Source organism: Sphingomonas sp. UYEF23, from assembly GCF_040546165.1.
GTDB lineage: Bacteria > Pseudomonadota > Alphaproteobacteria > Sphingomonadales > Sphingomonadaceae > Sphingomonas > Sphingomonas glacialis.
The window spans coordinates 1-24,138 of the sequence record NZ_JBEPNG010000013.1; the positions used below are offsets into that span (position 1 = coordinate 1).

Consider the following 24,138-nt stretch of genomic DNA (forward strand, 5'->3'; position numbering starts at 1 on the left):
TCTTTCAGACGACCCGCGCAGTTCGAAAACCGCATGGACCGTCCATTACGTATGGATACGTGAAGGACATATGAGAACGACTTAGCTTTAACCGAATTACCAACGCCTTGAAAACGTTGGACCCGGAGCCGCCGCCCACATGTCCCTTCATCTAAACCGACAATGTCAAAGAGCGCAAAATACCGACGCTAAGGAAACGCCCTCTTTTCAAAGAGCCCCTCGGCGCCGACAATTTGGTGACTGCAGAAGCGAACCGTCCGGTCCGTCGCTGCGGTGGAGTGGTCTCTAGTCGGGGTGTTTGATTCGGTCAAACGGTTTTTTGCAATTTTCTTTCAAACACGCGCTGAGCCCGCGGAAATCCTGGGATCTCCGCGGGCTCTGCACAGCTACGGCGATGTCAGATGCGCGGCCTGCGGAGCATTCCACGCCTTCCGACCGCTCGAGCAAGTCGGGGCAGGTCCCCCCTGCCCCCTATGATCAGGCCTTAGCGCGACCACGCTTAGGAGACGCCGCGGCGGCAACATCCTCTGCCTCGTCGGGCTGATCTTCACCCGCCTCGGTCAGTGCCTCGCCCAGCGTCTTCAGCTTTTCCTGATTGGTCTCGGCCTTCTCGGCGATCCGCGTCGTCGCCTCGCCGAGACGATGGAGCAATGCGTGCACTCGGTCGGCATCAGGCGCTGCGCGCTCGAGCTGTTTGCGTAAGGACGCGAGGTCGCGAAGAATGCCCTTTGCGCCCGGCGTGTCGATATCCGCGAGTGCGGCTTCCCAATCCTCGATCATGTCGCCACCCTTGTCGGGCTTGGTCGAGGCGATACCGCGATTGAGGGCGTTGATCGTTCCGGCAAACTTGATGGCCATGTTGTCTTCCTCTGGGTTGCAATAGCGTATCAACGCCACGTGCACGCGCCGAGGTCCGCAGAAATGCGTGTCTTTATATGTGCTTGAGCCGGATCAAGCCGCGGAACCGGCTGCATAAAACGGCGTGCGGCTTGCCGACCGCGCCAATCGATGTGCACGATGCCTGCACAACCCATGAGGATCGCCATGCCGCTTTATGAAATCGACGGACTCCGCCCGACACTGGGCGAAGCGACCTGGATCGCGCCGAGCGCCGAGCTGATCGGCGACGTACGGCTCGGCGACGATGTCAGCATCTGGTTCGGCGCGGTCGTGCGCGGCGACAATACGCCGATGATCGTCGGGGCGCGCAGCAACATCCAGGAAGGCGCGATGTGCCATTCGGACCCGGGCGCCCCGCTTACCATCGGCGAAGACTGCACGATCGGCCACCACGCCGTGCTGCATGGCTGCACGATCGGCGACCGCGTGCTGATCGGGATGGGCGCGATCGTGCTCAACCACGCCGAGATCGGCGAAGGATCGATCGTCGGCGCTGGCGCGCTGGTGACCGAGGGCAAGGTGTTCCCGCCTGGCAGCCTGATTGTCGGCTCACCTGCCCGCGCCGTCCGTACGCTCGACGACGCCGCGCAGGCGATGTTGCGCGTCTCGGCCGAGCATTATGTCGCGAATGGTCGCAAATATGCCGCCGGGCTCACGCGGATCGACTGAATACCCCCCTTCCCCGGCGCTCTACGCCGGGGAAGCCGCATGCCGCTTACTGTCCGCCGGTCGCCCACGCCGCGATGTCGCCGCGGATGCGGGCATTCACCATCTGCCGTGCTGCCATCGAAGCGACGATCGCCTTGGCACCGCCACGCGCCGCTGGCGGCAGATTGGCCGCGGCGAACGCGGTAATCTTGCCCGGCATCGCCGGATCGTCCGACCCCGCGCCCAGGCTCGCGACGAAGCCGGCGCGTGTGCTCGTCTCGACCAGCGTGTTGACGAGCGGCAGATGCGCAAGCGCGAAGTCGAACGCCATGTCGGGATGGCCGCCCGCCACCGCCTTGAGCAAACCGGCCTTTTGCGGCGCAGTGAAGCGGTCGGTGGTCAAAAGATCGAGCGCGCGCTGCGCGAGCGCATCGTCCTCGGCCGCGCCGAGCAAGCGGACATAGCCGTTCTTCACCACCGGATTCTTCTCGGCGAGCGTCAGCTTGAGCAGCGCGTCCCATTCGGCCGGCGTCGCATTGGTCGCGTACGTGCCGAGGATCGGCTGACGGATCGCCGCCGGGATCGCATCGGGGTTGGTCGCCAATGCGGCGACATAGCCGCGCGCCTTGTCCGCAATCGCAGGGTCGCCGCGATGGCCGAGCACCGCGATCAGCGTTTCGCGCAGCGTTGCAACGAGCGGCGATTCGTCCTTGGTCGCGGTGAAGCCGACACGCTGCATCGCCGGAGCAAGCGTCGCGCGGACTCGCACGCGCATCGCGTCCTTCGCCGCGCCCTTGGGCAAGCGGCCCTCGAGGTCGGCGAGCTGCCCGGCAATCGTCTGCCACAGCAAGGGGTTCGCATCGGGCGCGACCGCCGCGACATCGGCGAAATAGCGATCGAGCTTCTGGTTGCCGCCCTTGGCGAGCGCGAAATCGTCGCCAAGCGTGCCGAGCTGATCGGTCAGTGCGAGCGTGCCGAAGTCGCGCACGATCGCGTCATGCCCAGCCTGGCTGTAGAGCACGCGCGCATACGACCCCTTGTCGCGGTTGAGCACGACGGTGCCGCAGCCGCCCACGCTGACCGTCGTCGGCTTCGCCCCGCGCACCACGGCGCGCGTCACCGGCTGTCCGACCACACCGAGCGTCAACGGCACATGCCAGTCGAGCGACTGCTTGGCGGTCGCGTCATAGCCGAAACGGCCTTGCGTCAGCGTCACCTGCGTCTTGCCAGCGACACAGCGCGCGCCCGTCATCGTGACGAGCGGGACGCCGGGCTGGAGCGTGAAATCATGCGCGACGTCGGCGACCGACCGCCCTGCGGCGGCCGAAAGCTCGGCCCACAGCTGATCGGTCGTGGTGTTCCCGTATTTGTACTTCGCCATGTAGCGGCGAATGCCGTCGCGGAACACGTCTGGGCCGAGCGTCGACTCCATCATGCCGATGACCGCCTGCCCCTTGGCATAGGTGATCCCGTCGAACGCCTCGCCGATCTGGTCGACCGTCTCGACATGGCGGATGATCGGATGCGTCGCGCCGGTCGCATCGACCTGCAGCGCGCCTTCGCGATCCTGCGCCACCGCGGTCGCGCCGGCGAACCAGTCGGGGTTGAGGTCGATGCTCGACTTGTTCTCCATCCATGAGGCAAAACCCTCATTAAGCCAGAGATCGTCCCACCAGTTCATCGTGACGAGATCGCCGAACCATTGGTGCGCCATCTCGTGCGCGACGACGGTGTAGATGCGCTGCTTGCCGCTCTGCGTCGCGCGCTTCTTGTCGTAGAGCAATTCGGGCTCGAAATAGAAGACCGCGCCCCAATTTTCCATCGCGCCGAAGAACTGGCTCGAGCCCGGGCCGGCGATCATGTCGAGCTTGGGCAGCGGATAGGGCTGGCCGAAATAGTCGTTGTAATAGGTCAGCAAACGCTTGGCCGATTCGAGCGCGTAATCGCCCTGGTCGACGACGCCGCGGCGCGTGATGACACCGATCTCGGTCTTGCCCGCCATTACCGTCTTGCGCTCGACATCGCCCATGCCGAGGAAGAGCAGATAGCTCGACATCTTCGGCGTCTCGGCAAAGTGGTACAGCTTGGTGCCGTCGCCTTGCTTGGTCACGCTGGCGACGGGCATGTTCGAGAAAGCGGTCTGGTCGCCGGGCGCGACGGTGCTGAGCTTGAAGGTCGCCTTGTAGCCGGGCTCGTCCCACATCGGCGCGAAGCGGCGCGCATCGGGCGCCTCGAACTGCGTGACCAGCAGCCGTGACGACGAGCCGTCCTGGTTGCTGTAATCGATCGCGAACAGGCCCGCGGCCGAGGTGTTGATCGTCCCCGTCCACGCGAACTGCACACGGTGCTGCCCCGCGGCGAGCATCGTCGGCAGCGTCAACGTCAGCTGCTGCTTGGTCGTGTCGATCGTGAAGGGCACCGCCGCCCCGTCGACCATCGCGCGCGAAATCTTGAGGTCGGCGGCGTTGAGCACGACCGTGCGAGCCGGCTTGGCGACCGCGATGCTGATCGTTTCCTCGCCCGAAAAGGTCATCGCCTTGGCGTCGGGGCGAATCGTGATGTCATAGGCAACCGGCGCGATCCCGCTGGGCAATTGCCCGACGGCGAAAGCAGGAGTCGCGGTTCCGAGCAACAGCGCGGCGGCAAGGGTGAGCTTCACTTCGTTACTCCGGAAACAAACGGGGATTTGCGCGCCATAAGGCTTTCTGCACGCGAGGCAAATCGAGGCCGCTGGACAGTCCTTTCGGTTGCGCTATGAAACGGACATGAGCACACCGCCCCTCCTCTCGTCGCTGCGGCTTCCCCTGATCGGCTCGCCGCTGTTTATCATCTCGGGTCCCGAACTGGTGATCGCGCAGTGCAAGGCGGGGATCGTCGGATCCTTCCCCGCGCTCAACGCGCGACCGCAAGCGATGCTCGACGAATGGCTCCACCGCATCACCGAGGAACTGGCGGCGCATAACCGCGACCATCCCGAGCGCCCGGCGGCGCCGTTCGCGGTCAACCAGATCGTCCATCGCTCGAACGAGCGGCTCGAGGCCGATCTCGCGACCTGCGCGAAGTGGCAAGTGCCGATCGTCATCACTTCGCTCGGCGCACGTGAGGATCTCAACACCGCGGTGCACAGCTGGGGCGGGATCACGCTGCACGACGTGATCGACGACCGCTTCGCGCGCAAGGCGATCGAAAAGGGCGCCGACGGGCTGATCGCGGTTGCCGCCGGCGCGGGCGGGCACGCTGGGCGGCTGTCGCCCTTCGCGATCATCCAGGAAATCCGCCAGTGGTTCGACGGGCCGCTCGCCTTGTCAGGCTCGATCGCGACGGGCGACGCCATCCTCGCGGCGCAAGCGATGGGCGCCGATTTCGGCTATATGGGCTCACCCTTCATCGCTTCGCTCGAGGCGAATGCGGAAGCCGCGTACAAACAGGGGATCGTCGAGGGCAAGGCCGCCGACATCGTCTATTCGAACCTGTTCACCGGCGTGCACGGCAATTACCTGCGCGCCTCGATCGTCGCGGCGGGCATGGACCCCGATGCGCTGCCCGAGGGCGATCTCAAGACGATGGACTTCGGCACCGGCAACGGCGCCAAGCCCAAGGCGTGGAAGGAAATCTGGGGATCGGGCCAGGGGATCGGCGTAATCGAGCGCGTCGAGTCGGTCGCGGCGATGGTCGACCGGTTCGAAGCGCAGTACCGCGCGGCGCGCGAGCGGCTGAAGCTCTGAACGACCGGGGCCGGACGGATCCGGCCCCCCGCTCCTCGCCGTCTCGCTCGGCGGGCTAGAATGCCATCGCCAGCCGCTGGTGCAGCGATCGCACCGGGCTTTCGATCTCGAGGTCTACGCCCGCGCTGGCATCGTCGAGCCGCGCGACGCGGCCATGCAATTCCACGCTCGCCGCGATCAGCGTGCGCGCCGATTCGGGCATCTGTACGAGCGCCACCGAATCGGTCACCGGCGCGGTGCCGAGCCGGCGCGACGGATCGAGCGCGTCACGCGGCAGCATTTCCCCCGCCTCGACCGCGCGCTGCGTCAGCAGCCAGGCGATGATGTGCATCAAGCGAGTCGTGACCTTGAGCGATTCGCACGAGAAGGCGACGCGCGCCATCGGATCGAGCGCTTCGCGATCGGCGCGCCCGCCCTCATCGAAATAGCTGCGGGCTTCGTCGGCCAGCACCATCGCATCAATATACAACGTGTCGATCACGCGCCGCTGCATCCGTAAGTCGTGCCAATTTACTCGCATCGCTGACCTTAGCCATAATCGAAGGCGCAAAGGTAGCGCGTCCATCGCAGATTTGCGGCGGCATGTCCCAAAGCGGAGCGGCGCGCCAGACGCTGGGGACCTAGGCGATGATGTCGGGAATCAACTGGTCTTCGAGCAGCGCGATCTCGTCGCGCAGCCGCAGCTTGCGCTTCTTGAACCGCGCAAGCTGGAGCTGGTCCGCCGAGCCGCTGTCGATCAGCGCGCCTATGGCCGAATCCAGATCTCGATGTTCGACGCGTAACACCTCGAGGCGCTTTGCGATAAGGCTGTCGTCCATTCGGTCCCCGCTCGATTGCCCCGTCTTAGCAAATCGCGGCGCTGCGACACGGATAAAATCGACCGGTCGCGCAATTCGGTGCGCGCGTCGCGATCCCGCAAAATGAGGGAAGACAATTAACCTCAAGCATGGTTCTATTCGCTCCCCCAAGCAGCTCATGAAGGAGGTACGCATCCATGCAGACCGCGCATCATTCGGCCCTGACGGCCAAGCATGCAGTCCTCGATCGACAGATCGCCACCGAAGCGCAGCGTCCCTTGCCCGACGCCGTCACGCTGGCCGCGCTGAAGAAGCAGAAGCTCAGGATCAAACAGGAATTGGCGCAAATCTGACGCCACAGGGCCCGGGCGCAGCGCGTCCGGGTCCGCTTACCCGCCGATCGATCGCCTCAGCGAAGCGGGCGACCGAAGATCGGCTTTACAAAGGTTGGTGTTTGCGCCCCCTGCCCGACGGGCTTGCGCGCCAGCAGCGGATCAATCTGCTGGTCGAACGCCACGCCAATGCGCCCGGCCGCCGACCAAGCGACCTGCCCGGGCACCCAGCCGATTCCCCGCACATCGAATTCGACGCGCAGGCCCTGTTCGAGCCCACCCTGGAGTTCGGCCATCAAGCCACCGGCCGACAGATTGCGCACCCGGAGCGGGCGAACCTCGCTACCACCGACGACGCGGAAATCCGCCATCAGGAACAGGCTGTCGCGCGACTCCTGCCGGTTGTGGGCGCCATCCTCGTCGGGAGCGCTGAGGGGATCGTGGGAATATTGATCCATCGCCTGAAACTTACGGCCTCCGTTATGATCGTGATAGCCGGGGAAATGTATCGAACCACTTAACAGATGCGGAAGATCACTCTTCGCGCGAGATCTTTTCTTGGCGTTCGTGGCGTTCCTGCGCCTCGACCGTCATCGTCGCGATCGGCCGTGCCTCGAGCCGGGCGAGCGAGATCGGTTCGCCGGTCACTTCGCAATAGCCATATTCGCCTTCGTCGATTCGCCGCATCGCCGCTTCGATCTTGGAGATGAGCTTGCGCTGCCGATCACGCGTGCGCAGTTCGATCGACCAGTCGGTCTCGCTCGACGCGCGATCGGTGAGATCGGCTTCGCGCAGCGTATCGACTTGGAGCTGCGACAGCGTTCCTGCTGCCTCGCGCAGAATCGAGTCCTTCCACCCCTGCAGCTTGGCTCGAAAATACGCCTGCTGCCGCGGGTTCATGAACTCTTCGTCGGCGCTTGGCCGGTAGCCGTCATCACCGCCGACGGGCGGCACTGCGAACTTCGCGGAGTCATCGTGTCGATTCAAGACCGTCGCCATCCCATTTTCTCCCACAGCCGCACGATGCCGAACGCATCGTGGGTCCGCCCCCGGGTCAACTCACGTCGTGCGGGCCTATAGCCATGCCCTTGAAGCTCCACAAGCAATCCGATGCGATCTTCTTCCGTTGCTTCGCGTGATGTGCTTTTCCCGCACCCACCCGAACACGCATCGGCGCCGTGCGAGCGGCGAACGCGCCTGTGTCCCAAGACGAAACGTTAACTCACAATCAACCTTTGCGAATGTGACAAAATCGTGGATTAAGGGTTGTGAGGTGGGGAACGCGCTTGAACGTAACGATTTGTTGCCGTTTACCCGATAAAGCGACGTGGCGAAACTTACCGTGGAACGCCATAGAGTATTGATTTAACGGTAAAGAGAGAGTGGCGATATGTCGGTGCGGATGGCCTTGGCGAAACTGTGTGCCTGTGCGTGCGGCGGCGCGATCGTCGGCGGCGGCGCGGTGCATGTCGCGGATTCGTCTCGGGCCCGCACGGCCTATGTTCACAAGACCAAGCGAATCGTACGCAAGACGGCGGTGGCCTCGGTGCGCCGGGTCCGTCGAGTCGTGACGACGACGCGTACCACCCCGCCACCGCAGGTGGTCGTGGTGACGACGCAGGGCGCACCGATCCCGTTGCCGCCCGCGTTCAACGGTTTTAACGGGTCGCCGGGCGGCTTCGGCCCAGCCGTGATCGGCGGCGGCTTCGGCGGCGGCGGCGGCTTCTTCGCTGGAGGCTTCTTCGGTGGCGGCGGTGGCGGCGGAGGCGGCGGCAACATCACGATCTCGTCGACGTCGACCGGCAGCAGCGGCACCGTCGTCAACGTATCGTCGGGCGGATCTTCGACCAGTTCGTCCACCAGCGGCGGGTCGACCTCGACTGGAGGCTCGTCGACCTCGACCGGCGGTTCCTCTACCTCGACCGGCGGCTCCTCGACCTCGACCGGCGGCTCCTCCACGTCGAGTGGTGCAGTCTCCAGCACATCGTCGTCGGGCGGCAGCGGCGGATCCTCGACCAGCACCGGCGGCGCGACCGTGTCGAGCACGTCGTCGACGGGCGGATCGTCGTCGAGCGGCAACGTCTCCTCGGCATCGGGCGGCAGCAGCGGCGATGTCTCGTCATCGACCTCTTCGAGCGGAAACGTTTCGTCGGCCTCCTCGTCGTCGACCTCGTCGAGCGGCAACGTCTCCTCGGCCTCGAGCGGCAATGTTTCGTCGGCAAGTTCGTCGAACGGATCGAGCACGAGCACCTCGTCGGCCAGCTCGAGCAGCTATGGATCGAGCAGCCACGGTTGGAATTCGAGCAGCAATTGGGCCAGCAGCAGCTATGGCAGCTCGAGCTGCGGCGCGAACTGCACCCCCGGCAATCCCGACGGCCCGCCCGCACCAGTGCCAGCGCCGCCGATGGTCCTGCTGTTCGGCGCAGCGGCAGCGGCGCTCGTTGCGCGCAAGCGCTTCACCAAGCGGAACGCCATCGCCGCCTGACCGGCTGATCGCGCGAATACAAACGGGCTCCCGCGACGATCGCGGGAGCCCGTTTTGTTTCAGGCGGCTTGCAGCGCCTTTTCGATCTGGTCGATCGGATGGCCGGTCAGATCCTTGTCGAGCTCGCCGCTCAACCGCGCGCTGACCTCGCTGTGATAATGTTTGCGCAACTCACCGAGCGTGCGCGGCGGCGCGATGACGAACAGTTGGTCGTAATCGTTCGCCAGCGCGCGCTTCTTGAGCAGCGCGGCGGTGTCGGCGGCGAAGCGGTCTTCCTCCTGCTGGTGGAAATCGACCTCGGCCATCGAATTGTGGCCGCCACCGACGCTCGACGACGAGCGTCCGGCATGATCGGCCTTCTGCTCGCCGTCGCTCGGATTGATCTGCTCGACCGCGCGCTCGACGACGAGGTTGAGATGCGTCGCGTCGCCCTCGTTGCGCAGGAACAGCGACTTGCGGCCATCCGCGACGAGCACGACGGCATTGTGGGGAATCTGCATGGGCGTCGGCCTCTTATGGTTGGTGGTATCTCTGGCAACGCGCCGCGTGCCGCGCGGGTTGCGCGCTTGCGGCAGGCTGGGCATAGCCTGCGACCATGCATGATATCCGATCGATCCGCGAAAACCCTGCCGCCTTCGACGCCGCGCTCGCGCGTCGCGGGCTGTCGCCGCTCGCCGCCGGGCTAGTCGCGCTCGACGAGCGCCACCGCGCGCTGATCACCGACGCGCAGACCGGCCAGGCGCGCCGCAACGAAGCCTCGAAGGCGATCGGTGCGGCCAAGGCCAAGAAGGACGACGCCACCGCCGCCAGCCTGATGGCCGAGGTCGCCGCGTTGAAGGAGCGGATGCCCGCGATCGAGGCCGAGGAAAAGGATGTCGCGGCACAGCTCAAGGCCGCGCTCGAGATCATCCCCAATCTGCCCGCCGACGATGTCCCGCACGGCGCGGGCGAAGAAGAGAATGTCGAAGTCGCCCGCTGGGGCACCCCGCGCGGTTTCGACTTCACGCCGCGCGAACATGCCGATCTCGCCCCTGCGCTCGGCATGGATTTCGAGACCGGCGCGCGCCTCTCGGGTGCGCGTTTCACCTTCCTGCGCGGCGACATGGCGCGTCTGCACCGCGCGCTCGGCCAGTTCATGCTCGACGTCCAGACGCGCGAGCATGGCTATGAGGAATGCAACCCGCCCGTGCTCGTCAAGGACGAGGCGATGTACGGCACCGACAAGCTGCCGAAGTTCGCCGAAGACAGCTTTCGCACGACCGACGATCGCTGGCTCATCCCGACGAGCGAAGTCAGCCTGACTGCGAGCGTGATGGGCGAATTGCTCGATGAAAGCGCGCTCCCGCTGCGGCTGACCGCGCTCACGCTGTGCTTCCGTTCCGAAGCGGGCGCGGCCGGACGCGACACGCGCGGCTTCATCCGCCAGCACCAGTTCGAGAAATGCGAGCTCGTCAGCGTCGTGCGCCCCGACGACAGCGAGGCCGAGCACCAGCGCATGGTCCGCGCCGCCGAGACGATCCTCGAACGCCTCAACCTGCCCTATCGCAAGCTGCTGCTGTGCACCGGCGACATGGGCTTCGGCGCGCGCAAGACCTACGACCTCGAAGTGTGGCTGCCGGGCCAGAACGCGTATCGCGAGATCAGCTCGTGCTCGAACACCGGCGCGTTCCAGGCGCGGCGAATGAACACGCGCTACCGTGTGGCGGGAGAGAAGAAGACCGAGTTCGTCCACACGCTCAACGGTTCGGGGCTCGCGGTCGGGCGGACGCTCGTCGCGGTGCTCGAGAATTACCAGAATCCGGACGGCAGCGTCACGGTGCCGGAGGCGCTGCTACCGTATATGGGCGGCGTGACGCGGTTGGAGCCCAAGCACTGACCCAAACCTTTCGTGCTGAGCCTGTCGAAGCACTGCTCGCCACACACACTTCGGAATGTGTGGCGAGCAGCCCTTCGACAAGCTCAGGACAAACGGGAGTTGGTTCGAATTTGAAAGAGATCCGATGCGCATCTTGCTCACCAACGATGACGGCTATCACGCCCCCGGCCTCAAAATCTTGGAAGCGATCGCCGCGAAATTCTCGGACGATGTGTGGGTCGTCGCCCCCGCCGACGAGCAATCGGGCGCGGGCCATTCGCTGACGCTCACCCGGCCGATCCGCGTTCGCCAGCACGGCGAGAAGCGCTTCGCCGTCGCGGGCACGCCGACCGATGCGGTGATGATGGCGCTCGCCAGGATCATGGCCGATCACAAGCCAGACCTGATCCTGTCGGGGGTCAATCGCGGCGCCAATCTCGCCGAGGACGTGACCTATTCGGGCACCGTCTCGGCGGCGATGGAGGGCGCGCTCGCGGGCGTTCGCTCGATCGCGCTGAGCCAGGTCTATGACAAGCAGGGCATGGGCGACACCGTCCCGTTCGATGCCGCCGCGGCATGGGGCGAGCGCGTGCTGCGCCCGCTGATCGATGCACCCCTCGAGCCGCGCACGCTCGTCAACGTCAATTTCCCGGCAGGCGCGGCCGATGCGGTGAAGGGCATCCGGATCGCGCAACAGGGCCTGCGCGACTATGGCCGCTTGCAGATCGTCACCAATCGCGATCCGCGCGGCTATGACTATCACTGGTTCGCGCTCGGTCCGCCGATCGACACGCCGGCGCATTCCACCGATCTCGAAGCCGTGGCCGACGGGTTCATCGCGGTGACGCCCTTGCATCTCGACCTGACACATCACGCGTCGCTCGCTATGCTTAACCAGCTTTATACGTAACGGTCGGGGCGATCAGGGGGACGGGGATGGTGCGGGGCAGGGAATACGGCTGGGCGGCAATGCTGCTGTTGACGACGCTCGGCGCGTGTATTCCCAATCCCGACCGACCCGACCGCGGGTACCGACCGCCGCGCGATCGCCAGGATACGGCGTGGCGCGACGACCGGACCGGCCCGCGCGACGATACACAGCCCGAGCGCTACGAACCGCGCCGCATCGACGAGCGCGTCTCCGCCCTCCCCGCGCCCTTGCCGGCGTGGCAAGCCCGCCCCGTCACCGCCGATGCCGCGACGATCGATACGACCACCTATCTCGTCCGACCTGGCGACACGCTGCGCGCGATTGCCGATCGTACCGGCGGCGGATCCGAAGCGATCGCGCGCGCGAACCAGCTGCCTGCGCCCTTCGTGGTGCGCGCCGGCCAGCGGCTGACAATCCCGGGCGGGCGCTATCATCTCGTGCGCGCGGGCCAGACGGGCATCGCGATCGCGCGCGCCTATGCGGTCGATTGGTCGCGGATCATCGCCGCCAACGATTTGACCGCGCCCTACACGCTGCGCGTCGGGATGCGCGTTTTGATCCCGGGTACCGCTGGCGGCAGTTCGGCGGCCGAGCGCGCCGCCGCCTTCACGCTCGACATCGATGATATCCTCACCGGCAGCGAGCCCGCGCTCGCCGCCAACCAGCGCCCCGCCCAGCCGACCGCCTCACCGCGCCGGGTGCTCGCGCCGACGCAAGCGCTCGCCGAACCGGCGCAGTTGACGAGCGGCTTCGCCTGGCCGGTCCACGGCAAGATCATCACGCGCTTCGGCCCGGGCGCTTCGGGCGAGAAGTTCAACGGCGTCAACATCGCCGTGCCGCTCGGCACGCCGATCCTCGCCTCGGCCGACGGTGTCGTTGCCTATGCCGGCAGCGGGGTTCCGACGCTCGGCGGCCTGGTGATCGTCAAGCATGGATCGAGCTGGACGACGGTCTATGCCAATGCCAGCCAGCTGCTCGTCCGGCGCGGCCAGGCGGTCAAGCGCGGCCAGACGATCGCGCTGTCGGGCGATTCGGGCGCGGCGAGCCGGCCCGAGGTCCATTTCGAAATGCGCAAGGGCCGCACCCCGGTCGATCCGCAACGGCAATTGCCGGGGATTTAACGAACGCAAAAATCGGCTATGCGCGCGGAATGACCGAGCACACTTCCGATCTCTTCCGCCTGCTGTCGACCCGCGGCTATATCCACCAGACCACCGATGCGGCGGCGCTCGATGCGCTTGCGGCGAAGCAGGTCGTGCCGGGCTATATCGGCTTCGATCCGACCGCGCCCTCGCTCCATGTCGGCAGCCTGGTGCAGATCATGCTGCTGCGCCGACTCCAGCAGGCCGGGCACAAGCCGATCGTGCTGATGGGCGGCGGCACCGGCAAGATCGGCGACCCGAGCTTCAAGGACGAAGCGCGCAAGCTGCTCGACCATGACGGGATCGCACACAATGTCGCCTCGATCCGCCGCATCTTCGAACGCTTCCTGACCTTTGGGGACGGGCCGAGCGACGCGATCATGCTCGACAATGCCGAATGGCTCGACAAGCTCGAATACATCCCCTTCCTGCGCGATGTCGGCCAGCACTTCTCGGTCAACCGGATGCTCGGGTTCGACTCGGTCAAGCTGCGGCTCGACCGCGAGCAATCGCTGTCGTTCCTCGAATTCAACTACATGATCCTCCAAGCCTACGACTTCCTCGAACTGTCGCGCCGCGCCGGGTGCCGCCTCCAGATGGGTGGGTCGGACCAGTGGGGCAACATCGTCAACGGCATCGAGCTCTCGCGCCGGATGGACGGGACCGAGGTGTTCGGCATCACCACCCCGCTCATCACGACCGCCGATGGCGGGAAGATGGGCAAGACCATGTCGGGCGCGGTCTGGCTCCACGAGGACCAGCTGCCGCATTACGATTACTGGCAATTCTGGCGTAATACCGACGACCGCGACGTCGGGCGCTTCCTGCGGCTGTTCACCGATCTGCCGCTCGACGAGATCGCGCGGCTCGAGGCGCTCGAGGGGGCGGAGATCAATGCCGCCAAGATCGTCCTCGCCAACGCCGCGACCACGATGTGCCGTGGTGAAGCCGCGGCAATCGAGTCGGCCGAGACCGCGCGCCGGACCTTCGAGGAAGGCGCGGCAGGCGGCTCGCTCCCGACCTTCACCGTGAGCGGCGATATCGGCATCGTCGACGCGTTGATCGGCCTGGGCTTCGCCGCATCGAAGGGTGAGGCCAAACGGCTGATCAAGGGCGGTGGCGCGCGCGTCGGTGCAGACAAGGTCAGCGACGAAGCGATGATCGTCAGCGTCGGCGATGCGCCGGTGCGGATCGCGGCAGGCAAAAAGAACCACGGCTTGCTCGTCCGCGGCTGATTGCGCCACAGTTCGGGTAATCCGCTGTTAAGCGGGTTCGTTCCGTACTGCTTCACACCCGCGGCCCTAGCGTCGAGGCCACCCAAGAGGGGGCTTGTAATGGGTAAGGCGTTGGACTTGGCGACAACGGAGAGCCGGACGCTCGTCCGCGACGAAGTACATTACCGCGCACGGGCGTTCGGGCCCGACGCGCGGCAACTCTCCTTGCTGATCGTGAATCTCTCGGCCGCTGGGCTGATGGCGCGGTGCGACCTGAGCTACGGCGTCGGCGATCGGCTCCGTGTCACGCTTCCGGTGGTCGGGGTGGTGGTCGCCGAGATTCGCTGGGCGCTGGGCGGGCGGATCGGGTGCGAACTCGACGTGGCGATCCCGCTGCCCGAATATTACGAACTGCTCGCGGTGCTGTTGAAGGCGAAGTAGCGCTCAGCCGGACCGCAGCAGCGCAACCCCCGCATCGCGCTCGAACAGATAAAGCGCGGTGCGCGCCGCCTGCCCGCGTGCACCCTCGAGCCCGCCGTCGCGGTCGATCAGCAGCCGCGCATCGTCGGTCGCGACCGGGAGCAGCGTCATCAGCATGTCGGGCGTGGCCAAACGAAAGCCCGCCTCGCCCGATTGCTTGGTGCCGAGCAGCTCCCCTGCCCCGCGTAAGCGCAGATCTTCCTCGGCGATGCGGAAGCCATCGGTCGTCTCGCGCATCAAGGCGAGCCGCGCGCGCGACGTTTCGCTGAGCGAGCCGCCGCGGATCAGCAGGCAGTTCGACTTGCCCGAGCCGCGCCCGACACGACCGCGCAGCTGGTGGAGCTGCGCGAGCCCGAAGCGATCGGCATATTCGATCACGATCAGCGTCGCATTAGGTACGTCGACCCCGACCTCGATCACCGTCGTCGCGACGAGCACGCCGAGCTGCCCGGCCGAGAACGCGCTCATCACCGCGTCCTTCTCGGCGGGCTTCATCTTGCCGTGGACCAGCCCGACGCGGTCGCCGAAGCGTGCACGCAACGTCTCGGCGCGCGCCTCGGCGGCGGCCATGTCGCTCTTCTCGCTTTCCTCGACCAACGGGCAGACCCAGTATGCCTGGCCCTCATCCGACAAATGTCGGCCGAGTGCATCGACGACATCGGCGAGGCGGTCCTCGGAAATGACGCGCGTCTCGATCGGCTGCCTGCCCGGGGGCATCTCGTCGAGCTGGCTGACATCCATCTCGCCATAATTGGCGAGCGTCAGCGTGCGCGGGATCGGCGTTGCGGTCATCGCCAGCAAATGCGGTGCAGCCTTGGCCTTGGCCTGGAGCATCATCCGCTGCGCGACGCCGAAGCGGTGCTGTTCGTCGACCACGACCAGCCCGAGATCCTTGTAGGCGACCGCCTCCTGAAAGATCGCGTGTGTGCCGATCAGGATGTCGATCGTCCCCGCGGCGAGCCCCATCAGCGTCGCCTCGCGCACCTTGCCCTTGTCGCGCCCGGTGAGCACCGCGACCTCGACCGGCAGCCCGGCGAGCGTGCGGCGCAGCGATTCGTAATGCTGGCGCGCGAGGATCTCGGTCGGCGCGAGCAACGCGGCCTGCGCGCCCGCCTCGACCGCGACGAGCATCGCGAGCGTCGCGACAAGCGTCTTGCCCGAGCCGACATCGCCCTGCAGCAAGCGCAGCATCGGTTGCGGCTGGGCGAGATCGCCCTCGATCTCGCGCACGGTACGCGCCTGCGCGCCGGTGAGCTCATAAGGCAGCCGCAGCGCATCGCGCAGCTTACCGGTCCCTGCGAGCGCCCGTCCCCGCCTTGCCCGCGACGATTGGCGCACAAGCATCAGTGCCAGCTGGTTGGCAAAGATCTCGTCATACGCCAGCCGCTCGCGCGCCATCGCGTCGGAGGGATCGGCGTGGATCCGCGCGAGCGCCTCGCGCCAGGCGGGCCATTGCTGCTTGGCGAGTAACCCAGGCTCGATCCATTCGGTCAGGTCTGGCGCGCGCTCGATCGCCTGCGCGGCGAGCTGGCCGAGGCGCTTCGAGGTCATCCCCTCCGACAGCGGATAGATCGCCTCGCGCTCGGGCGTGTCGCCGGCTTCCTCGAGCGGGAGAACATAGTCGGGGTGGACCATTTGCAGATCCTGCCCGTACATTTCGAGCCGGCCCGACACGCGGCGTGGCTCGCCGACCGGCAGCAACTTCTTCGCCCAGCCCGAATTCCCGCCGAAATAGACGAGGCTGACGACGTTGCCGACCGCATCCGTCGCATGGACCCGCGTCGGCCCGCGCCCCGCGCTCGAGCGGTACGATTGCGCGGTCAGCGTGATCGCGATCACCCGCCCGGCATCGGCCATGTCGAGCTCTTCACGCGCGAGACGATCGACCCAGCCGGTCGGCAGATGGAAGGCGACATCGACGACGCGCGACAGCCCGAGCCGGTCGAGCGGTTTGGCGAGTGCCGGGCCGATGCCCTTCAGCGCCGTGACTTCGGCGAACAATGGATTGAGGATATCGGGTCGCATGACTATCTGGGTCCTCTACCCCCACCCGGCTTCCGCCGCCAGCGTTCCGCTGTCGGTCGGTGTCGGGCATTTCTGTATGGAGCGAGCATGGACCGCGAGACCCGCCTGAAACGCCTGCGCTTCCGCGCCTGGCACCGCGGCACCAAGGAAGCCGATCTGCTGATCGGCGGCTTCTTCGATGCGCGCTCGGTGGGCTGGGACGGTGCCGAGCTCACGCTGGTCGAGGAGCTGCTCGAGGAGCAGGACGTCGACATCATGGCGTGGGCGATCGGGACCGATACCTGCCCCGAGCGCTATCGCGGATCGATCCTCGAGGCGCTGCAGGCGCTCAACTACGTGCCGATCGCGGAATAGTCTCTCGTTCCCCGGCCGTGTGCCGGGGTGACGGACCTCGAAAGTACCGATGCCAAACCTCAACACGATCCTCACCGCCAAGACCCCACTGACGCTCGCCGGCGTGCCGACCGGGTTCGAGCCGTGGCTGCTCGCCGACCTCGCCCGCGCCGCCAAGTCGCGCGCGGTGTTCGTCGCGCCCGACGAAGCTGCGATGCGCGCGATCGCCGCGACCGCGCAGACCTTCGCGCCCGAGCTCGAGATCCTGACCTTCCCGGCGTGGGACTGCCTCCCGTACGATCGCGCTTCCCCTACGCTGCGGGTGATGGCCGAGCGCATGGCGACGCTCCACCGGCTGCAGCAGCCGATCAAGGGCCCGCAGCTCCTGCTCACAACGGTCAACGCGGTGGCGCAGCGCACGCTGACGCCGTTCCGCATCCGCCAGCTCGTCGCCAAGCTCGCGCCCAAGGAGCGGATCGGTCGCGACAAGCTCGCCGCGCAGCTGCAGGCGAACGGCTATGTCCGCGTCGAAACCGTGGCGGACTCGGGCGAATTCGCGGTCCGTGGCGGCCTGGTCGACCTGTTCCCGAGCGGCGAGGAGCACGCGCTGCGGCTCGATTTCTTCGGCGACGAGATCGAGAGCGTCCGCACCTTCGACCCCGCCGACCAACGCACGACGGGGCGCGTCGACGGCTTCATCCTGCTGCCCGCCTCGGAAACGCTGATCGACGAGGACAGCATCAAGCGCTTCCGCGCGCGCTATCGCGAGCGCTTCGGCGCGACCGCGACGGGCGATCCGCTCTATCAGGCGATTTCGGAAGGGCGGCGGCTCGCGGGGATGGAGCATTGGCTTCCCTTGTTCGAGGACAAGCTCACGACGCTGTTCGACCATCTCGGCGACGATGCGGTGATCCTGCGCGATGCAGGCTCGGTCGCGGCGGCCGAGCAGCGGTTCGAGGCGATCACCGATTACCACGCCAACCGGGTGAAGGCGCAGGTCAGCGACCCCGGCAGCTATCGTCCGCTGCCGGTCGATGCGCTGTATCTCACCGCCAAGGATTTCGCGGCGCGGCTCGACGAGGCGCCGGCGCACCGCATCACCGCGTTCCACGAGCCCGAGAGCGCGAGCGTGCTCGACTTCGGCGTCGACGGCCCGCGCGATTTCGGGGCCGAGCGCGCGAATGGCGCGAACGTGTACGAGGCGGTGGTGCATCATTTGCGCACGCTCGAGCGCGATGGGCGGAAAGCGGTGCTGGCGAGCTATTCGGCGGGCGCGCGCGAGCGGCTGGCGGGGTTGCTGCGCGATCACGGCGCGACGAACCTCAAGCTGGTGGACACGTGGCAAGAGGCGCTCGGCGCTTCTGCTCCTTCTGCCCCCCTCCCGCCTGCGGGAGGGGCTGGGGGTGGGCGCGCGCCCTCAAAGTCAGCTGGCGCAGACAGCGCGAGCCCACCCCCAACCCCTCCCGCAAGCGGGCGGGGAGGACATGGCGCGACGGTCGCGCTCATCATCCTCCCGCTCGATCACGGCTTCTCCAGCCCGCAGGTCGCGCTGCTCACCGAGCAGGACATGCTCGGCGACCGCCTCGTCCGTCGCGCCAAGCGCAAGAAATCGGCCGACGCCTTCCTCGCCGAACTGGCGATGCTCACGCCGGGCGATCTCGTCGTCCATGCCGACCACGGCATCGGCCGCTACGAGGGCCTGACCTCGATCCCCGTCGGCCAGGCCCCGCACGACTGCGTCGCCCTCACCTATGCCGGCGGCGACAAGCTCTTCGTCCCCGTCGAGAACCTCGAAGTCCTCAGCCGCTACGGCTCGGACAGCGAAGGCGCGAGCCTCGACCGGCTCGGCGGCGAAGCCTGGCAGCGCCGCAAGTCGAAGATGAAGGAGCGGATCCGCGAAATCGCGGGCGAACTCATCGCCACCGCGGCCGAGCGCGCGCTGCGCCCCGCCGAGACGATCGATCGCGACAGCGGCTATGCCGCCTTCGTCGATCGCTTCCCGTACGAGGAAACCGACGACCAGGACCGCGCGATCGAGGACGTGATGGGCGATTTGCTCAAGGGCACGCCGATGGACCGGCTCGTCGTCGGCGACGTCGGCTTCGGCAAGACCGAGGTCGCGTTGCGCGGTGCGTTCGCCGCAGCGATGGCCGGGCTGCAAGTCGCGGTGGTCTGCCCGACCACCCTCCTCGCGCGCCAGCATTTCAACAATTTCACCGCGCGCTTCGAGGGCTTCCCGCTCAACGTAGGGCGGCTGTCGCGGCTCGTCCCCGGTGCCGAGGCCAAGGCGACCAAGGCGGGCCTCGCCGACGGCACGATCGACGTCGTGATCGGCACGCACGCGATCCTCGCCAAGGGGATCGAGTTCAAGCGGCTCGGGCTCGTCGTGGTCGATGAGGAGCAGCGCTTCGGCGTGACGCACAAGGAACGGCTGAAGGGCCTCAAGACCGACGTCCACGTCCTCACGCTGACCGCCACGCCGATCCCGCGCACGCTACAAATGGCGATGTCGGGCATCCGCGAGCTGTCGGTGATCCAGACCCCGCCGGTCGATCGCCTCGCGGTGCGCACCTACATCATGCCGTGGGACCCGGTCGTGCTGCGCGAAGCGCTGCTGCGCGAGCATTATCGCGGTGGCCAGAGCTTCTTCGTCACCCCGCGGATAGCGGACCTGCCCGAGATCGAGGCGTTCATGCGCGATCACGTGCCCGAGGTGCGCTACGTCGTCGCGCACGGCCAGATGGCGCCGAGCGAGGTCGAGGAGCGGATGTCGGCCTTCTACGACAAGAAGTTCGAAGTGCTGATCTCGACCACGATCGTCGAAAGCGGGCTCGATATCCCGAGCGCCAACACGATGATCATCCACCGCGCCGACCGCTTCGGCCTCGCGCAGCTCTATCAGCTGCGCGGCCGCGTCGGGCGCGCCAAGACGCGCGCTTATGCCTATCTCACCACGCCCGAGAACCGCACGCTCAGCCAGACCGCCGAGAAGCGGCTCAAGGTGCTGAGCGATCTCGATACGCTGGGGGCGGGCTTCCAGCTCGCCAGCCACGATCTCGACCAGCGCGGCGCGGGCAATCTGCTCGGCGACGAGCAATCGGGGCACATCAAGGAAGTCGGCTTCGAACTCTACCAGTCGATGCTGGAAGAAGCGATCATGGACGCCAAGGCCGGCGGCCAGCGCTTGCGCCCGAAGGATTTCTCGCCGCAGATCACGGTCGACGCGCCGATCCTCATCCCCGAGGAATATGTCCCCGATCTCGATTTGCGGATGGGGCTGTACCGACGCCTCAACGATCTCGAGGACCAGAACCAGGTCGAGGCCTTCGCCGCCGAGCTGATCGACCGCTTCGGCAAGCTCCCCGCACCGACCGAGAACCTCATCCGCATCATCGAGATCAAGATGAACGCCAAGAAGGCGTGCGTCGCCAAGATGGACGTCGGCCCCAAGGGCGCGCTCGTCACCTTCTTCGACGACAAGCCGCCGAACGTCGAAGGGCTGCTGGCATGGGTCGCCAAGCTCGACGGCGTTGCCCGCCTGCGGCCCGACAGCAAGCTAGTGGTGACGCGCACCTGGGGTGATCCCAAGGCGCGGCTACACGGCGCGCTGCAATTGTCGAAGGGGTTGGCGAAGGCGGCGGGGTAACGCGCCCTGCCCAGTCGGTTCCCCGGCGAAGGCCGGGGCCCAGTAGCGAAGCGGAAGAGCATCGGGCGTTGCGCCCGCTTAGCTTCGGCGCGCTGCTAGGCCCCGGCCTTCGCCGGGGAACAATGGGGTCACGAACTATGGTCGGCGATGATCCGCCACCCCGCCCGCTCCTTGCGGAACACCAGCGACGTCATCCCCGACTGGTCTTTGCCATCGGCGGCGCGCAGCGTGTAGCGGCCGATATAGAGCGCATGGCCGCGATCGAGCAGCCGGAAGTCGAGCGTGACGAAGCTCAGCACGCCGCGCTTGCCGACGTCGGCGAAGTCGTATTTGGTACGATAGCGCTCGGCCATCACTGCCTTGCCGCGCAGCACGCCGGTCTTCGTCACGAAGCTGGTCTCGGGTGCATCCGAATACACCGCCATGAAGCGCGCGAGATCGCCCGCATTCCAGCCCGCCGCGCTATCGGCCATCGCCGCCTCGACGCCGGCTTGCGGCGCACGCTGCGCCACGGGCGCTGGCGGAGTCGCGTTGGCCGCAAGCGGCGCTGCGGCGAGGAACATTCCCAAGGCAAGGCGCTTCATTCCGGTACCTCCAGCTAGCGCGCGACCAGCGCCTCGAGCGCCTCGACCGAGATAGGTTCGGCGCACAGGAACCCTTGATAGATCTGGCACCCCTCGGCCGCCAGCGCCTCGAGTTGCGGCTGCGTCTCGACCCCCTCGGCGATCACCGTCAGCCCGAGCGAGCGCGCCATGTCGATCACGCCGCGCACCACGATCCGGTCGCGCGCCGACCCGGTAATGTCCTGCGCGAGCTTCTTGTCGATCTTGAGATAATCGAGCGGCAATGCCTTGAGATAGGCGAGGCTCGAATAGCCCGTCCCGAAATCGTCGATCGCGATCCGGCACCCCGCCCCGCGCATCACCGACAGCAACGCCGAGGCGAGGCCGAGATCCTCGATCAGCCCGCTCTCGGTAATTTCAAGCGTCAGCCGCGTTCGCGGGAAGCCGCTGGCATCGACGCGGTCGAGAAACAGGTCGGCGAAACCCGGCCGCGCGATGTCGGCCGCGGTCAGGTTGAGCGACAGGCGCAAGCCCGCCAGGGCCGCAGGCCACGCCGCCGCCTGCGCGAGCACGACGCGCTGGATATGGTCCGACAGGCCAATCTCGAGATCGGCCCGCGCCGCCGCGGCGAACAGCGTCTCGGCGCCGATCGTGCCGAGCACGCCATGCTCCCAGCGCGCCAGCGCCTCGACACCAACGATCGCCCCGGTCGAGACCGACACCTGCGGCTGGTACAGCACGCCAATCTCGCCGCGTTCGAGCGCATGGTTGAGCTCGACCGCAAGCTGGTCGATCGGCGCATCGCCTTGCTCGGCGTCGGCGACGCGCATCGTCGCGGTATCGGACTCGCGCGCGTCGGCCAGCGCCTCGCTGACGCGGCGCAACAGGCTTGCCGCGCTATCGTCCGGCAGGGCCTCGGCCAGCCCAATCCGGCAACCGAGCACGGCGATCGAATCGCCCGTCACGAACGGGCGCGCCAGAGCGTGCGCGATTCGCTCGACCACGAGATCGATCCGCAACCGGATGCTGCGGGCCGCAACCAGGAAGGTCGATCCGCTGAGCCGCACGATCAACGCGTCGCGCCCGAGCATGTCGCGCACGACATCGTCGATCCGCTTCTGCGCGCTGCTCAGCAAGGCGTCGCCCGTCGCGCGGCCATAGGCTGTATTGACCATGTCGAAGCGATTGAGCGCGATCAGCATCGCGTGGAGCGGCGCGCCGGTCTCGTCGGCGAGCCGCCGCGTCAGCCAGCGCCGCGCGCTCCCCGCATCGCGCGCGCCGGCAAGCGATTCGCGCAGCTCGGCGGCCGGCTCGGGCGCGCTGCCGAGCGGTTCGACCACGGCGTCGATCCGCCCGCCATCGGCGTCGAGCTGGAGATGCTGCACCACGCGCCCGACCGTCGTCAGGTCCGAATCATGCGCAAAGGCGGTGGCCGGACGGTTGGCCGAGACCCGGCGCAGCGCCGCCACGGCAGCGATGCGATCACCGCGGTCGAGCCGTCGCAGCATCGCGCGCACGCTCGGCTCGTCGTCGATCGCGAGCAAAGCTGCGAGCCCCGGCGTGAGAATGAGCGTCCGGCTGATCAGATCGTAGCGCCAGCCGAGCGGCGCGAAGACCGGCCCTGCCGCCCATTCGCGCGCCATCCGCTCGGCATGGCGCGCGGCAAAGCGGACCGCCTGGAGGAATTCAGCCTCGCTGAACGGGCTCGCCAGGAAATGCGTGGCCCCCGCGCCGTAAAGCGCGGCGATCGTCGCCGCCTCGCCGCGCGAAACCAAAGCGAGCAGCGCGCCACCATTCGCCTCGACCGCGCCGCTCATCGTGCGTGCCGCTGCCACCCCATCGGCCGGCGCGCCGCGCGCATCGATCACTGCCACCGCGGCGCCGCTCGACAGGAAGCGTCGCTCGGCCCCGCCCGCCCGGCGCGCGGCGACGACTTGCCAGCCAGCGCCCGCCGCCAAGGACGCCAGTTCGTCGCGCTGTCGGAACGACAGGATGAAAAGCGGGGCGTTGGGCGTACCGGTCATGCAACGACCCTAATGCGCCGTCTTGGGTTAAAGAAGAGGGTGTTACCGCCGCAATCGCCCTTGTGACGCTCGATCCGAAGCCCTAGCTCCAAGCGAGATGACCAGCGCGCCTGTTCTTGCCGACCGTCCCGACAGCAAGGCCCGCGCTGTGCGTGGCTTCGCGCCGGCGGTCGTGGCAGCGCCGCACACCACCAGCGGGAACGCGCCATGACAGTTTCCGCCAACATGGCCGGCGCGCGCCGCGCGCTGGTCGCCTCGCCGACCCAGGCCGCGCAGGACGCCGCCGCGATGCTGTCCGACGCACACGATTGGGTTCCCGTCGAGGACGCCGAACTGATCGTCGCACTCGGCGGTGACGGGTTCATGCTCCAGACGCTCCACGCGATGCTCGAGAGGCGCAAGCCGGTCGTGCCGGTATTCGGGATGAACCTCGGCACGGTGGGGTTCCTGATGAACGAGTGGCGCCCGCACGGGCTCGATGCGCGGCTCGAGCGAATCAAGGCGTTCAAGGTGGTGCCGCTGGCAATGACCGCGACGACGGTGGGCGGCGAAAGCTTCGCGCTCCCCGCGATCAACGAAGTTTCGCTGCTGCGCGAAACGCGCCAGACTGCCAAGCTCGAAGTCACCGTCAACGACCGCATCGTGTTGCCCGAGCTTGCGTGCGACGGCATCTTGGTCGCCACACCGGCCGGATCGACCGCGTACAATCTCTCGGCGCAAGGACCGATCCTGCCGCTCGGCTCGAACATGCTGGCGCTGACGCCGATCAGCCCGTTCCGCCCGCGGCGCTGGCGCGGCGCGATCCTGCCCGACAAGGCGCGGATCACGCTGCGCGTGCTCGAACCCGCCAAACGTCCCGTCAGCGCGGTGGCCGATCAGCGCGAGATTCGCGATGTCGCGCGAGTCGAGATCATGATCGACCGCACGCGCGAGCTGACACTGCTGTTCGATCCCGAGCACGCGCTCGACGATCGGATTACGATGGAACAATTCGCGGCCTGACCCGCGCGACGCATCGCGGCGAGTGCGGAGCGAAAC

The 24,138-nt window shown here is 67.0% G+C and carries 23 protein-coding genes; 12 read left to right on the forward strand and 11 right to left on the reverse strand.

Going from position 1 to position 24,138, the window contains the following annotated elements:
* Positions 1–477: 477 nt before the first annotated feature.
* Entirely contained in the window at positions 478–858 is a 381-nt protein-coding gene (locus ABIB28_RS17270) for a hypothetical protein (RefSeq protein WP_189676940.1), read from the reverse strand.
* A gap of 186 nt (positions 859–1,044) precedes the next feature.
* On the opposite strand from ABIB28_RS17270, the gene ABIB28_RS17275 reads away from it, so the two are divergent.
* Positions 1,045–1,569 (forward strand): gamma carbonic anhydrase family protein, encoded by a 525-nt coding sequence (locus tag ABIB28_RS17275; protein ID WP_354289300.1) that lies wholly within the window; start codon positions 1,045–1,047, stop codon positions 1,567–1,569.
* Between the two features lie 46 nt (positions 1,570–1,615).
* Here ABIB28_RS17275 and ABIB28_RS17280 read toward each other — a convergent pair whose 3' ends face one another.
* Positions 1,616–4,207: a M1 family metallopeptidase gene (locus ABIB28_RS17280; RefSeq protein WP_354289301.1), complete on the reverse strand. Its 2,592-nt coding sequence runs from the start codon at positions 4,205–4,207 to the stop codon at positions 1,616–1,618.
* A gap of 106 nt (positions 4,208–4,313) precedes the next feature.
* Between ABIB28_RS17280 and ABIB28_RS17285 the strand changes: the two genes are divergently transcribed.
* On the forward strand, positions 4,314–5,273 hold the full coding sequence (locus ABIB28_RS17285; RefSeq protein WP_133187553.1) for an NAD(P)H-dependent flavin oxidoreductase: 960 nt from the start codon (positions 4,314–4,316) through the stop codon (positions 5,271–5,273).
* 55 nt (positions 5,274–5,328) lie between these two features.
* Here the strand turns inward: ABIB28_RS17285 and ABIB28_RS17290 are convergent, their stop codons facing one another.
* Both ABIB28_RS17290 and ABIB28_RS17295 read right to left on the reverse strand, forming a co-directional pair.
* Positions 5,329–5,766 (reverse strand): DUF1465 family protein, encoded by a 438-nt coding sequence (locus ABIB28_RS17290; protein ID WP_189676938.1) that lies wholly within the window; start codon positions 5,764–5,766, stop codon positions 5,329–5,331.
* A gap of 127 nt (positions 5,767–5,893) precedes the next feature.
* A complete protein-coding gene (locus ABIB28_RS17295; protein WP_133187551.1) occupies positions 5,894–6,091 on the reverse strand; it encodes a YdcH family protein in 198 nt (65 codons plus the stop codon).
* Positions 6,092–6,267: 176 nt separating this feature from the next.
* Between ABIB28_RS17295 and ABIB28_RS17300 the strand changes: the two genes are divergently transcribed.
* Complete coding sequence (locus ABIB28_RS17300; RefSeq protein ID WP_133187549.1) at positions 6,268–6,423, forward strand: YdcH family protein; 156 nt, start codon at positions 6,268–6,270, stop codon at positions 6,421–6,423.
* 56 nt (positions 6,424–6,479) lie between these two features.
* Here the strand turns inward: ABIB28_RS17300 and ABIB28_RS17305 are convergent, their stop codons facing one another.
* The 3 genes from ABIB28_RS17305 to ABIB28_RS17315 form a co-directional block, all read right to left on the reverse strand.
* Entirely contained in the window at positions 6,480–6,860 is a 381-nt protein-coding gene (locus ABIB28_RS17305) for a PilZ domain-containing protein (protein ID WP_133187547.1), read from the reverse strand.
* Positions 6,861–6,936: 76 nt separating this feature from the next.
* The gene (gene dksA, locus ABIB28_RS17310) at positions 6,937–7,401 is read right to left on the reverse strand and encodes an RNA polymerase-binding protein DksA (protein ID WP_133187545.1); all 465 of its coding nucleotides are present in this window, start codon (positions 7,399–7,401) and stop codon (positions 6,937–6,939) included.
* A 504-nt stretch (positions 7,402–7,905) separates the two neighbouring features.
* Positions 7,906–8,652, reverse strand: a complete 747-nt coding sequence (locus ABIB28_RS17315) for a hypothetical protein (RefSeq protein WP_354289304.1) — start codon at positions 8,650–8,652, stop codon at positions 7,906–7,908.
* A 139-nt stretch (positions 8,653–8,791) separates the two neighbouring features.
* On the opposite strand from ABIB28_RS17315, the gene ABIB28_RS17320 reads away from it, so the two are divergent.
* The gene (locus tag ABIB28_RS17320; protein WP_133187541.1) at positions 8,792–8,887 is read left to right on the forward strand and encodes a PEP-CTERM sorting domain-containing protein; all 96 of its coding nucleotides are present in this window, start codon (positions 8,792–8,794) and stop codon (positions 8,885–8,887) included.
* Positions 8,888–8,946: 59 nt separating this feature from the next.
* Here the strand turns inward: ABIB28_RS17320 and ABIB28_RS17325 are convergent, their stop codons facing one another.
* Positions 8,947–9,387 (reverse strand): host attachment family protein, encoded by a 441-nt coding sequence (locus ABIB28_RS17325; RefSeq protein WP_354289305.1) that lies wholly within the window; start codon positions 9,385–9,387, stop codon positions 8,947–8,949.
* 95 nt (positions 9,388–9,482) lie between these two features.
* Between ABIB28_RS17325 and serS the strand changes: the two genes are divergently transcribed.
* The 5 genes from serS to ABIB28_RS17350 all read left to right on the forward strand — a co-directional run bounded on the left by serS (position 9,483) and on the right by ABIB28_RS17350 (position 14,470).
* On the forward strand, positions 9,483–10,763 hold the full coding sequence (gene serS / locus ABIB28_RS17330) for a serine--tRNA ligase (RefSeq protein WP_354289306.1): 1,281 nt from the start codon (positions 9,483–9,485) through the stop codon (positions 10,761–10,763).
* Positions 10,764–10,887: 124 nt separating this feature from the next.
* Complete coding sequence (surE, locus tag ABIB28_RS17335) at positions 10,888–11,652, forward strand: 5'/3'-nucleotidase SurE (protein ID WP_354289307.1); 765 nt, start codon at positions 10,888–10,890, stop codon at positions 11,650–11,652.
* A gap of 26 nt (positions 11,653–11,678) precedes the next feature.
* Positions 11,679–12,794, forward strand: a complete 1,116-nt coding sequence (locus tag ABIB28_RS17340) for a peptidoglycan DD-metalloendopeptidase family protein (RefSeq protein ID WP_354289308.1) — start codon at positions 11,679–11,681, stop codon at positions 12,792–12,794.
* 29 nt (positions 12,795–12,823) lie between these two features.
* Complete coding sequence (gene tyrS / locus ABIB28_RS17345) at positions 12,824–14,050, forward strand: tyrosine--tRNA ligase (RefSeq protein ID WP_354289310.1); 1,227 nt, start codon at positions 12,824–12,826, stop codon at positions 14,048–14,050.
* A 99-nt stretch (positions 14,051–14,149) separates the two neighbouring features.
* The gene (locus ABIB28_RS17350) at positions 14,150–14,470 is read left to right on the forward strand and encodes a PilZ domain-containing protein (RefSeq protein WP_354289312.1); all 321 of its coding nucleotides are present in this window, start codon (positions 14,150–14,152) and stop codon (positions 14,468–14,470) included.
* A 3-nt stretch (positions 14,471–14,473) separates the two neighbouring features.
* Here the strand turns inward: ABIB28_RS17350 and recG are convergent, their stop codons facing one another.
* Positions 14,474–16,534 (reverse strand): ATP-dependent DNA helicase RecG, encoded by a 2,061-nt coding sequence (gene recG, locus ABIB28_RS17355; RefSeq protein ID WP_354289314.1) that lies wholly within the window; start codon positions 16,532–16,534, stop codon positions 14,474–14,476.
* Positions 16,535–16,621: 87 nt separating this feature from the next.
* Between recG and ABIB28_RS17360 the strand changes: the two genes are divergently transcribed.
* Positions 16,622–16,888, forward strand: a complete 267-nt coding sequence (locus tag ABIB28_RS17360) for an FAD assembly factor SdhE (RefSeq protein ID WP_354289316.1) — start codon at positions 16,622–16,624, stop codon at positions 16,886–16,888.
* A 49-nt stretch (positions 16,889–16,937) separates the two neighbouring features.
* Complete coding sequence (gene mfd / locus ABIB28_RS17365) at positions 16,938–20,513, forward strand: transcription-repair coupling factor (protein ID WP_354289317.1); 3,576 nt, start codon at positions 16,938–16,940, stop codon at positions 20,511–20,513.
* A 128-nt stretch (positions 20,514–20,641) separates the two neighbouring features.
* Here mfd and ABIB28_RS17370 read toward each other — a convergent pair whose 3' ends face one another.
* Positions 20,642–21,097 carry a YybH family protein gene (locus ABIB28_RS17370; protein WP_354289318.1) on the reverse strand — a complete coding sequence of 152 codons (456 nt, stop codon included), beginning with the start codon at positions 21,095–21,097 and terminating at the stop codon, positions 20,642–20,644.
* A gap of 14 nt (positions 21,098–21,111) precedes the next feature.
* Positions 21,112–23,100 (reverse strand): putative bifunctional diguanylate cyclase/phosphodiesterase, encoded by a 1,989-nt coding sequence (locus tag ABIB28_RS17375; RefSeq protein ID WP_354289319.1) that lies wholly within the window; start codon positions 23,098–23,100, stop codon positions 21,112–21,114.
* A gap of 207 nt (positions 23,101–23,307) precedes the next feature.
* On the opposite strand from ABIB28_RS17375, the gene ABIB28_RS17380 reads away from it, so the two are divergent.
* On the forward strand, positions 23,308–24,102 hold the full coding sequence (locus tag ABIB28_RS17380; protein ID WP_240699022.1) for an NAD kinase: 795 nt from the start codon (positions 23,308–23,310) through the stop codon (positions 24,100–24,102).
* Positions 24,103–24,138: the final 36 nt, after the last annotated feature.